Origin of the sequence: Legionella sp. PATHC032, assembly GCF_026191185.1 — a bacterium.
Lineage (GTDB): Bacteria > Pseudomonadota > Gammaproteobacteria > Legionellales > Legionellaceae > Legionella.
Window position 1 is genome coordinate 2,432,464 of the sequence record NZ_JAPHOV010000001.1, and the last position, 13,143, is coordinate 2,445,606.

Below are 13,143 nucleotides of genomic sequence, written 5' to 3' on the forward strand. Positions count from 1 at the left end.
AAGCGTCAGGAGGCAAGACTGTGCATTTAAAATTTAATATGGCTCCCGGCATAAACATACCTATGGTCATTGCAACTCAGGATAATTTAAAAGCAAGTCCCAACCCTCTGTTACATTTTATTTCTGAGTATCATGAGGAGGTAATCAAAAAACTCAATCAGTATGGGGCAATAGTATTTAGAGGATTCTCCTGCCAAGATGAGGACTGCTTTTCAAAAGCAATAGACTTATGTGCTTTGGGCACACGATGTTCGACAAGCGATTATGATTTGCCAAGAACTGTACTGGCGAATGACATTTACACATCAAGTGACCTGCCGGCTCATATTCCCTTACCGCTGCATCACGAAAAACCCCGATCACCAAAACCACCCAATCACATCTATTTTTGCTGCATCATCCCGCCTCAGGAAGGCGGTGGAACACTCTTTGCCAACGCTGAAGAAATATGGATAGATATGCCCCAAGGCATTCAGAACAAGATCCTTGAATGTGGTGTCCAATACAAGCAATTTTTTCATGGGCAATCTGTAAAATATCGTGTATTAAGAAAAATTCTGGGAAACCATTGTGCTCGAAGTTGGGTTGATTATTTTGGCACAGAAGACAAAACTCAAATAGAACAAAATTTAACTCAAAAGCAGGTAGTATGGGATTGGATAAATCATGGGATTGATTTGATAATACTAAATTATTTGCCCGGAGCATTAAAGCATCCTTTAACTGATAAAATAGCCTGGTTTAATTCATCAGCTTATTTGAATTATTATTCCAATTTGAATTATGGTGAATTAAAAAACCTGCGTTCATTCAAATATTGGGCAAGCCGGTATCTTATCCTGAAAGATATGCTTCCCATGATCTGTCATTACGGCAATGGTCAGGCGTTTTCCGCAAAAGAAATAGCAGAAATTAACCAGATTATTCAGCGTCAAACTCGTGTTTTTCATTGGCAAAAAGGAGATTTCATGATTGTTGATAATTTTACTTACATGCATGGCAAACAAGCTCATGTCGGAGAGAGATTATTATATTCATGCATGACGGCTTTTTAATTCTGGTTTATTTTTATCCGCTCCCTGACGGTCGCGGCTCAGTTTTTGAACCATAGTCCGAGCCGCGACTGTGAGGGAGCGGATATGGTATCCCCATACAAAATCTTGGCAAAATCTGACTATACTTAAGGTAAATAGACCTTCCAGGTTAATTTGTTTATACTCAAATTCTCTCTCTGTTATGGTTGTTTTTATTATAACTCTTTGCCAGACAAATAATTTTTGTGCGTAGCCAGGCACTTTCAGGAGCATTGTAAGTGGTAAACGTAACTATGAAAAACAAAACCAAAAACCTTTTGAATGAACCCATTGCCATCATTGGGATGAATTGTCAATTTCCTGGGATTGATTCTGATATAGAAGATGTTAGTGCCTTTTATGACATGCTGATGAAAGGGCAAACACCAATCAAAGATGTGCCTGAAAATCGCTGGAATATTGAAGAATACTATAGTGCTGACAGAAAAAAAGCAGATAAAATTATTAGCAAAAAAGGCGGTTTTTTAGATAACACCCATTTATTCGATGCTGCTTATTTTAAAATATCTTCTGCCGAAGCGAAGCAAATAGATCCCCAACAACGCCTTTTTCTCGAAGTGGCCATTCGAGCTTTAAATGATGCCAATATCCCGCTAGACTCTTTAAAAGACTCTAACAGCGGAGTTTATTGCGGCATTTCCACACACGAATACAGCCAACTAAACTATAAAGACCATATCAAATTTAATGCCTACACACCCATTGGAATAGCGAACAGTGCTGCTGCTGGCAGGCTCTGCCATTTTTTGAATTTAAAAGGACCCAGCATGGCTGTTGATACAGCATGCTCTTCTTCGTTCACTGCACTCTATCTAGCGGCCACCGCATTGAGAAACCAGCAATGTGATATGGCAATTGTAGGAGGCGTCCATTTGAGTCTCTGTCCTGAAAGTTTTGTCGGATTAACCAAAGCCAATATGCTGTCAGCGACAGGCCAATGCAGCAGCTTTGACAGCAAAGCGGACGGCTTTGTTCGTAGCGAAGGTTGCGGAGTGGTTATTGTTAAACGCTTAAGTGACGCCATACGAGACAATAACAAAATCTATGCACTCATCAAAAGCATGGTTATTAATCAAAATGGCGATGGAACAGGCCTTGCAGCCCCCAGTACTAATGCCCAAATTGCCATGCACCAAGCCGCATTGGAACATGCCCATTTAACTGCAGGTGACATTGATTATATTGAAACCCACGGAACAGGCACGACAGTAGGTGATCCCGTCGAATTTAATGCGATCCAAAGCATTCACCAGGGGCATCACTCTCCTCAAAAACCCTTGATAGTAGGGGCACTGAAAAGTAATATAGGCCATACTATTTCATCATCAGGCATTGCTTCTTTAATTAAAGTACTTTGCTCTTTGCAAAATGAAGCGATTCCCCCCAATTTACATTATTCAAACCCGAACAGCTTGATTGATCCCGAAAGTATCCCTGCGCTTCTACCCGTTGAAACAGTTCCTTTTCTCAAACTCAAAAATAAAAAAAGATATGTCCAGGTATCTAATTTCAGCTTTACAGGCACGAATGTAAGTGTCATTTTGGAAGAAGCGCCTGAGTTGGAATCACACGAGTCAAAGCAAGACGACAATGAACCAAAATGTTTTGTTGCCTCAGCCAATAGTGAACTCTCATTGAAACAATTGATGTCACGCTACGAACACTATTTGAAAAATTCTTCCTCAACCTTGGGCGACATATGCCATACCTTGATCAATTGTAGAGACCATTACAAATTTCGCTGCGCCATCATTGTAAACGATAAAAAAGAACTCATTAAAAAAATGGAATCGAAAGACTATGAAATAACAAAAGTCACTCTACAAAATAACCCCAGAACGGTATTGAATGATGCCAAACTCATTTACGAAGCTTATTTATCCGGCATTAATATCAGCACTGATAACAAAAATACCGTTTACAATAAAGTGGATTTACCGCTCTACTGTTTTGACAGAAAACCCTACTGGCATGAAGTCAGAAAACAAGTCAAGAATGATCATTGGCTGGATTCTTTATATCAACAACCGATGGAACAACAAGTTGAAACCATCAAAGCAGAGCTCACCTCTCAAATCAAAGATCTTTTAAAGAAAGATAATATAGATCCGCATCAGGATTTGGAAACCCTTGGTCTAACTACACCCTTATTGGAATCCCTGGATCAAATTCTTCAGGATATGCTTTCCCCTCGATATCAAGTGCCTTCTCTCTTATCTTTACGCTACCTAACCGTAGATAAGCTGGCAAGACATTTACAAAAAATAATCATGCCGCCTGTCGTTTACCGGCAACCGTCAATTAATGTACTCAATGTTGAACCTATCGCAATTGTAGGCATGAGTTGCCGCTTCCCCAAGGCAGCCAATGTGGATGAATTCCTGTCTTTGCTGGAAAAAGGCGAAAGTGGCATGATCGATATCCCTTTAGAGCGTTGGGATAACGAGAAATTTTACGACCCGGATGTCGATGCCTTAGGGAAATTATACATCAAACAACTAGGCTTCATTGATCATGTCAACCATTTTGATGCGGAATTTTTCAATATCAGCCCGCGTGAGGCCAAGCTCATGTCGCCTCAATTGCGCGTTTTTATGGAAACCAGTTACCATGCGCTTGAAGATGCCAATTTGCCCCTTGATGCGGTCAAAGACACCAATACAGGAGTTTTTGTCGGAGTAGGCACTAATGAATATCCCAGAGTTTTAGCTTATCAAGGTGTTACCTTGGAAGATTTGAATATTTATTTTGCGACAGGGAATGTTTTAAATGCCCTGGCCGGTCGAGTAGCCTATTCTTTTGACTTTCATGGTCCAATACAAGCAATAGATACCGCATGCTCGTCCTCTATGACTGCCATACACAATGCCTGCCTTAGTCTGCAATCCGGTGACTGTAATATGGCTCTTGCTGGTGGAGTAAACGTTATACTAAGTCCTGATTCTAACATTACCCTTTCAAAAGCTAGAATGCTCTCGCCCGATAGTCGCTGCAAAACCTTCAGTGAAGACGCTGATGGCTACGGTCGCAGCGAAGGGTGTGGTGTGGTAGTTTTAAAACGCTTAAGTGACGCTGTGAAAGATAATGATAATATTCTGGCGGTAATCAAAGGCACTTCAATCAACAGCGACGGTAAAAGTGGTGGTTTCACTGTGCCTAACGGCGCGGCTCAAGAAGAAGTCATTCTAAGCGCGTTGGCAAAAGCCAAGCTGTCACCTGGTGATATTGATTTTATCGAAGCACATGGAACTGGCACGCCATTAGCTGATCCTATCGAAGTGAGTACGCTTACTAAGATTTTTAGTGAACATCACAACAAAGAAAACCCGCTTTATATTAGTTCAGTAAAAACCAATATAGGACACTCGGAAAGCGCATCCGGTGTAGCCAGCGTTATCAAAACCGTTTTAAGCCTGAAAACCAAAACAATATTTAAGCATCTGAACTTCAAAAAGCTTAACCCCGCCATTCAATTAATTAATACAGTCATCCCTCTGGAAAAAACCGATTGGGACAAGAAACAAGGGCTAAGGTGTGCCGGGGTTAGTTCTTTTGGTTTTAGTGGGGCTAATGCCCATGCCATCATCCAGGAAGCTCCTGAAGACCAAAAGGAAGCGCGCACCCTTCCCGAAGAATCTCTTCTTGTTTTATCAGCAAAAAGTAAAACCTCTCTGGAGTTATTACTGGCCAGTTACCAAAATTATTTATCCAATACCTGGGAAGAATTTGCCGATATCTGCTACACCGCCGCAACCTGCCGCACTCATTTTATGTATCGTGTGGCAATGAGAGCGAAAAATGCTGCTCAAGCGGCCAAAATTATAAAAAACAATGAATACACTATTTGCCATATTACGAAAGAAAAGGAATGGACTCAACAACCAGACACACTTGCCGAATTACAAACGGCCTACCAGGATGGATTTCCTGTCAATTGGTCTGAGTTTTATCATTCCCTTGGTCATCATTTTGCAAAAGTAAAATTGCCTTTATACGAATTTGAACGCATAGAACATTGGTTTGGTGACAAAAACAAGTTGAAAGACGCGCCTCTACCCAAGAACTGGTGTTTCCAAATCCAGTGGCAAAGCGAACCATGTGATAAAAATAATCGAAAGCTGCGAGGAAATAGATGGCTTTTAGTTGGTCCAAGGCATCTGGCTGATGGTTTCAAAAATCAAGGCCTGGAAATTATCCACGAAGAGGAAGAGCATTCTCAAGACAAACTGGAAGGCATCATTTTTGCTGAGGGTTTATACCCGGCAGCGTCTGATATAGATGCCAACATTGACTTTCAAAAAAACACATTAAAAAAGTTGCTGAACTTAATTAAAGAACTCAATCGCAAGTCTATTGATTTGCAATTGATTGTTCTTACCAGCAATGGAATTGCTGAACTGGCGAATGACAAACACCCTGTCAATATAAGCAATAGCCCGCTCATCGGTTTCTGCAAGACTCTCGTTTTAGAGTTGCCACAATTCAAAACCATTCTCATCGATCTGGATAAAGTCGAAGAAGACAATTACCCGGAACAAGTGATAGCAGAAATCAATTATAATCATGGAACTCGCTATGAGCACATAGTAGCTTACCGTGATGGGGAAAGGCTGGCTTCCCGTTTAAAAAAGACCCCGCTGGAAGATAGACGGCGATTATTGCATGGAGTGAAAGGACGCTACCTCATTACTGGTGGTTGCGGTGGTTTGGGATTGGTAACTGCCCAATCCCTGCTTTCCTCTGGAGCAAGAGAATTAATTCTCACCTCAAGAAATATCGATAAACCAAGGATAAAGGAAGCCATTTATAAAATTAAATCCCATTACCCTGGCGCTAACATCCGAACTGTCAGTCTGGATGTTACCGATCAAGATAAGTTAAAAGAATTATTATCAGAGCTTAATACCGATGGTTTGTTAAAAGGCATCATCCATGCCGCTGGTGCTGCTATTAAAGCCCCTTTGCTTGAACATCAGGATGAAGATGTTGATTATTTATTTTCAGCCAAAGTGAAAGGCGGATGGTATTTGCATGAACTAAGTCTGGATTGCAACCTGGATTTCTTTGTTGTCTATTCTTCGGTTTCCTCTGTATTTGGAAGCAACAAAGAATCCGTTTATAGTGGAACGAACAGTTTCCTCGATGCCTTAATCGCCGAGCGACAACGTATGGGGTTACCTGGCACTGCTGTTCAATGGGGGCCTTGGGGTGAAGTAGGAATGGCCCAAAAACGCTCGCGTGATGAAGGACTAAAACAAGCGCTAATCAGCAATGCACAAGGCCATGTAATCATTAAAAGCCTCATCAACGATGAATTCAAACATGCCACTATCATATCGCCAGAATATCTCAAGTTCATGTTGGATTTTGCACCCAAGCCCCTACCAGCCTTTTATGAACACCTTGATGAGGAACTTGAAAAAATACCACAACAGCATCAAAACCCGGCAAAAAATCTGTCTCCCTGGCTTAATCAATATCTGGAAATCAGTGAAGATGAGCGATTTAAAGCCTGTAAAGCAATGGTTTCTGATATTTGCACAGGAATCCTTGAACTGACAGAAAATGAAGACTTAAACGAAGACGAAGGCTTTTTCGAGTTGGGTTTTGACTCACTCATGATTACTGAGTTGGCAAGTGAGCTAAAGAAAAAGCTGGAACCATTCCTGAAAGTGACAGTGACCATTGGTTTTAACTACCCATCCATCAGTAAGCTGGCTAAATACATTGAGTCAGAACTTGATAAGAACCTGGTCAAGATACAAAGTCCAAAATCAACCCCCAAAACGATTGATGACGGCGTAGCGATTATAGGCATGAGTTGTTCATTGCCTAATGCCCCCGATATCGCTGCCTTTGAAAAACTGTTGGAAGAAGGATTAAGCGGTATCAAAGACATTCCGAATGAACGCTGGGATAATAGCCAGTATTACGACCCAAATATGGATGCGCCAGGTAAATCCTACGTCAACAAACTGGGATTAATCGAAAATATTAAATATTTTGACGCCGCATTTTTTGGCATTAGTCCCCGAGAAGCCAAATTAATGGAACCTCAACAAAGAGTATTCCTCGAGTGTTGTTACAAAGCATTGGAAAATGCCAACTACCCTTCGGAATCCTTGCGTGGCAGCTTAACAGGCGTATTTGCGGGTGTAGGTCCCAATGAATATTATGCACAACTGGAAAAATCGGGATTTTCCAACGCAGAGCTCAGCGCTTACTCCATCACAGGTAATGTGCTCAATCTCATCCCCGGCCGAGTAGCCTACACTTTTGATTTTAAAGGCCCATCAATCAGTGTTGACACGGCATGCTCTTCATCGTTGGTTGCAGTCCATTACGCCTGCCAAAGTTTAAAAAACAAGGAAATTGACTACGCTCTTGCAGGCGGTGTAAATATTCTACTCATGCCGGAATCCAATGTAACTTTATGCAAGGCAAAGGCATTATCGCCTGATGGTCAATGCAAAACCTTTGATGAAAAGGCTGATGGATACGTCAGGGGCGAAGGTTGCGGCGTAATATTCCTTAAAAGACTCTCTGATGCCTTACGGGACAACGATCACATCCTCGCCGTTATTAAAGGCTCAGCCGTTAATAACGATGGTAAAACGGCTGGATTAACCGTGCCTAATGGTAAAAGCCAGGAAGAAGTCATGAAAAAAGCGCTTGGTCAGACTGAATTATCGAGCACTGACATCAGCTATATCGAAGCTCATGGCACAGGAACTCCGTTAGGAGATCCCATTGAGGTGGATGCCATCAATAAAGTCTATGGGCATCAACGCAACAAAGAGAATCCCCTTTACCTGGGTACCGTTAAAACAAATATTGGACATCTTGAAAGCGCATCAGGTGTGGCTGGCGTTATAAAAACCGTTATCAGCCTGCAACGGAAAACTATTTATAAGAACTTGAATTTTAAAAAATTAAATCCCAATATCAAACTGGATGGGACTCAACTTGCTTTAGAAAAAACAAACTGGAATACGAATACAAAACTCAAATACGCAGCGGTCAATGCGTTTGGTTTTAGCGGTACGAATGCACATGTTATCCTTGCGGAGTTTCCTAAAGAAGAAAAGCCAAAAACGTCAAAACCTTCTCAAAAACATTTGCTAGTTATTTCAGCCCATTCCAAAACGGCTTTAGATAATTTAACTCAGCGATACCAACAGTATTTAGAGGCGACTGAACATCATTTTGGTGACATATGCTTTACCGCGGCAACTTGCCGAGAACATTATCATTACCGTTTGGCGTTAATCGCTGAGAATGCGGTTGAAGCCAGCCGTTTACTCAGTACAGGGCAATTTGCCTTATCTTACAATGAAAATATTACAATGGACTTACAAAATGACAGAGCGCTTAATTCTCTGTTAATGGATTATCTGCAAGGGAAACCAGTTGATTGGAAATCCTATTATCAATCCCTCAAAGGAGAATTTACAAAAGTCCTGTTACCTAATTATACCTTTGACCGCAGCGAGTATTGGCTAGATAAAAAAAACAAAGACAGCATGGCCACCCATAAAGGCGAGCAACACCCGCTTTTAGGACAAATGCTTGCCATGCCAGGAAATGAATATCTGTTTCATCAGAAACTGGATTTGGAGAATTTGGCTTATATCAAACAGCACCGTGTTTTTGAAAAAGTGATTTTTCCAGCAACAGCCTACATTGAGTCGGGTTTGGCAGCAGCAAAATCCATATTTCAATGCAGCGCTTTTCAAATTGAAAAATTCAATATCGAACGTCCTTTATATCCTAAACAAGGCCAGGAATTTCAATTACAAGTTAAACCTAAAATGGACGGACAATACAAAATCAATCTGTTCGCAAAACAAGAGAACGACTGGCAAACTTTCTGCGAAATGGAAATTCATGCCAAGCCCACAGCAGCCAGGGAATCAATCTCTATTGATATGCTAAAATCATCTTTTGGCAATAAAGTGGAGCTCACAGACATATATGAGCAATTTCAGAAAAGCTCATTATTTTACGGCGATGAATTTCATGTCCTGCAAGAAGGCTATGTTCAGGCGAACAGTGTTCTGGCTAAAGTCACATTGACTAAGGCAAGCCAAGGCCAGGACTATTATTATCATCCTGTTTTGCTTGATGGCGCCATGCAAAGTATCTTGTTATTCAGTGTTAAAAATGACGAAAATAAAAATTTTAATGCCGACAATGTGACCTACATACCCTATGCTTTCATCCGTATGACCGTTTTTCAAGAAGCACCACGAAGCCTATGGGTGCACTTAACTAAACAAGATACTCAAGATAACAGCGATCTTTGCGTTAATATGAATTTATATGAACAATCTGGTTTATTAGTTGCCCAAATTACAGGCCTTAAATTAAGAAAAGTGGCACGAAGTCATTTTGTTTCTTATGACTCCGCTTTAAATCATCTTTATTACACAGAATGGTGTCCTATCTCTTTAAAAACCATACCTAAACAAGAAATCCCCGAACTCCTGGTCATTACAAAAAACCCTGGAAAAGCTAAAAAAATATTGGATGGCCTTAATTATCATCAGGTTGAAAGCATTAGTGACTGCGGAAATATTGAGAACAGCAATATCTTATTTCTCTATGAACAAGAACAATTTAATGATCTTTTTCATTGCTGCCAAACTTTATTCCGATTGCGTCCCAAGCGCTTTATACTGGTTACGGAGCATGCTTATGCCATTCAAGACCATGATCAGGTCAATCCTTACCATACCATGGCCTGTTCTTTTTGGAAAAGCTTTAGAAATGAATATGAGCTCAATAAGAATTATGCCATTGATTTAGGCTCCAAGAGTCACTTGGCCACAGCGTTAATGTATTTATTTAATACAGATACCCATGACACCCAAATAGCAGTCAGAGATTTGCTTTACCTACCCAGGTTAAAGAAAAAGCAATTGGCCAGTAGCGATGACCCAGAGAGATTAATCGACGGCAATGCCACTTATCTTATCACAGGCGGTACTGGAGGATTAGCCAAACCCTTGATGGAATACCTCATGAAGCGAGGTGCTAAACACATTGCCATTACCAGCCGCACCCACTGTCCGGATGACATTAAGGCATTAATAGAAAACGCCAGACAAAATCAGATTGAAATCAAACATTACATGGTTGATGCCGGAAATTATCAGAAAATGGAGCAGGTGATTGGAGAAATACAGCAGAGCCCAAACCCATTGAAGGGTTTATTTCATTTGGCCGGTTTGATACAAGATGGGCTCATCGTCAATTTGAATGATGAAGCAATGCAAAAAGTAATCAGCGCGAAGATGGATGGCGCTTTAATTTTACATCAATTAACCCAAAATATCCCATTAGAATGGTTTGTCCTGTTTTCTTCATCCGCTTCCTTGTTAGGTGCCAGAGGGCAGGCAAACTATGCTGCAGCTAATGGGTTTTTAGATGGTTTAGCCCATTTAAGGCACCAGCAGAGTTTACCAGCAATTTCTATCAACTGGGGACCTTTCCATACCACAGGAATGGCAGCCAATTTGACTCATACTCTACAGCACTATGGTTTTTTACCATTAGATAAGGACAACATTGATATTCTTGATGTGCTTCTGAATAGCCAATTGCCTCAAATTTCACCCTGCCCTATGAATTGGGATGTATATTTCAAACATACACCGAAACAAACGGAATTATCTGAGCTGGTTAAGGCGAAACCACTACCTGATCAGTCCTTTTTAAATACTCTTCGACAACATTCCAAAGAAGAATGCATCTCAATACTGTCACAAGCTTTACGTGAAATTGCGGCAGATGTCCTGGCTTTGGATGACAGCGAACACATTTCGATCCACCATGATTTGTTTTCAATGGGCATGGACTCCCTGATGTCCATGGATATCAGAAATCGTATTTATGACAAATTACAATGCCAAACGCTAAGCTTACCGATTGAGTATTTTATTAATACTCCTACCATTAATAAAATCGCCAGACATATTTCTGATGAATTAGATCATGTTTTTGATAATCACTCTGACTACCACCCTACTGAAAATCCACCAGAAAGAGAAATTGCATTATGTGATTTTCAATATGTATTCTGGGTGCTTAACAAACTGGATTATCATTTTAATATCGGCACACAAATACAATTACACGGCAAACTCAACAAAGATTATGTCCAACGGGCTTTTGAATTTGTTGTGAATCAAAACAGTGTTTTCTGGATTCATTTTAATAAGGATAAACCAACCCAAAAATTGCATAAAGTTGGACGATTTGAATTAATTTACCAGGATATTTCTCTGAATCATGAAACAAAGGCTCTGAACAAGGAATTCCAAAACAATATATTGCGCGCTATCCCACTCACCAAACAACCCTTGATTAGAGTGTATTTGTATAAGATTAATAATGACTTGCATGAATTACACATCGTAATTCCCCATATTATTGTCGATGACGCATCATGTGAAATGGTTTTTTGCCAATTTAGAAACAATTATGAAAAACTCACTCTTGGGAAAGAGTTAGTATCTACTCCAGAAAAAGGCTCTTATTTTAATTATGTGAAACAAAATAATAACCACTATCAAAAAAACCTGAAAAATAAAATTGACTTTTGGCAGCACTATAATAAAGGCTTTAAAATGCTGAGTTTCAGTAATAGATATCATTTATCCGATACCTCAAAACAAACAAAGCACTTATTTCACTACCCTATTGATCCTCAACATGCCGAACAATTTATAAATTGGCACAAAGCCAAAAATATCAATGTCAGTACTGGATTGATTGCAGCATGCCAAATAGTTTTTTACAAACTAAGCCTGCAAAATAAAATACCGATCATATTAATTCATAGTGGTAGAGAGGGTGGAGAATATAAATCAACCCTGGGCTTGTTCTCGGAATACAAAAGGATAAATCTTACTTTAAATGAGAATGGCCAATTTATTGATTGTATTCATGCGATTGAAGAGCAACTCTTAAAAACAGCTCCCTATCAAAAATGTTCTCATCTCATCAAAGACAGTGGCTTGAAAGGTTCAAGCTTATCCTTTGGTCAATATTTGACTTTAGCGTTAAATAAGATGTTTATGCTGAAACACTTTAAAGAAAGTAAGCTCCATTCCATTATCATTGACTATTACCTGAAATATTTAAGTCGTCTGGTGTCCTTCAAAAAAAACATTTCAATGAAACAACGACTAAATCAACTATTTAAATTGGATATGTCATTGCAAAAACCGGAAAGATTAAGAGTTCTTGTTAGCGTGACCCCCAGCTTTTTTACCAAAGAACGCCCTGATATGAGTTTTGCTAATATTGATTACAGCTATCCCAATCATTTTGCATGTATGGATAGGCCGATAGGAAATCGAACGCTTTGGATTTATTTCTCCAAAAATCAGGATGGTGAATATCAAATTTCCATTAATGCGCCATTAACAATAGAATGTAAAAATAAAATCGGAAGCAGTCTTAGCCAGTTTATTACAACTTTTGTAGAGAATAATAATTGCAATATAGCTGAATTAATTCAAGCAATGGAAGAAGATCATATTAGAACCAGTTGAGAAGAAAAATTATAGAAAAAATGTCGGGTCTTGGCCCATAGCCGTCAGGCTAAGGGCCCCCCCTACACTACTGAGCTTGATTAATCGTAGTGTTGTTATTTTTTATTTGTTTAGGGTTTGATGATGAAGGCTGTGTTGAAACTTTGGGTACCACAATATCCATTCCAAATTTGCCTTTTATCTTGACCTCACCTGGCTGCAATACAGCGGATTGGCCATTGGCTCTACGACAACGCTGGGTATGGCATTTCATCTTGCAAACTCCCTGGACACATCCATAGCATCCCCAGTTATCCCAACAGCAAGCCCAATTGCCTTCGATTGTTGAGGTAAAAGTTCCCCCTGCCAACTGACAAACATCTTTCATTTCAGCATTCGTTGCGCCCGTATTCGGCGCAGCATAAACATGAATTGATATAAGGCTAAATAGAAAGAGGAAAAGCGCCCCTGCCATCCTTAAAGATTTCATGATTCACCTCCTTGGAATC

3 protein-coding genes are annotated in these 13,143 nt (G+C 40.0%); 2 read left to right on the forward strand and 1 reads right to left on the reverse strand.

Translation table 11 applies throughout. The features are described 5' to 3' along the window. Window positions 1–20 precede the first annotated feature (20 nt). Together OQJ02_RS10885 and OQJ02_RS10890 are read left to right on the forward strand one after the other, a co-directional pair. Window positions 21–1,055 carry a TauD/TfdA family dioxygenase gene (locus tag OQJ02_RS10885; protein ID WP_265719060.1) on the forward strand — a complete coding sequence of 345 codons (1,035 nt, stop codon included), beginning with the start codon at window positions 21–23 and terminating at the stop codon, window positions 1,053–1,055. Window positions 1,056–1,312: 257 nt separating this feature from the next. After that, window positions 1,313–12,655 (forward strand): SDR family NAD(P)-dependent oxidoreductase, encoded by an 11,343-nt coding sequence (locus OQJ02_RS10890; RefSeq protein WP_265719061.1) that lies wholly within the window; start codon window positions 1,313–1,315, stop codon window positions 12,653–12,655. A gap of 67 nt (window positions 12,656–12,722) precedes the next feature. Here the strand turns inward: OQJ02_RS10890 and OQJ02_RS10895 are convergent, their stop codons facing one another. After that, window positions 12,723–13,124: an acetyltransferase gene (locus tag OQJ02_RS10895; protein WP_265719062.1), complete on the reverse strand. Its 402-nt coding sequence runs from the start codon at window positions 13,122–13,124 to the stop codon at window positions 12,723–12,725. Between the last annotated feature and the right edge of the window lie 19 nt (window positions 13,125–13,143).

Bases quoted from the DNA above. Each gene is read 5' to 3' on its own strand.
- OQJ02_RS10895 (WP_265719062.1), bottom strand. From the start codon at position 13,124: ATGAAATCTTTAAGGATGGCAGGGGCGCTTTTCCTCTTTCTATTTAGC.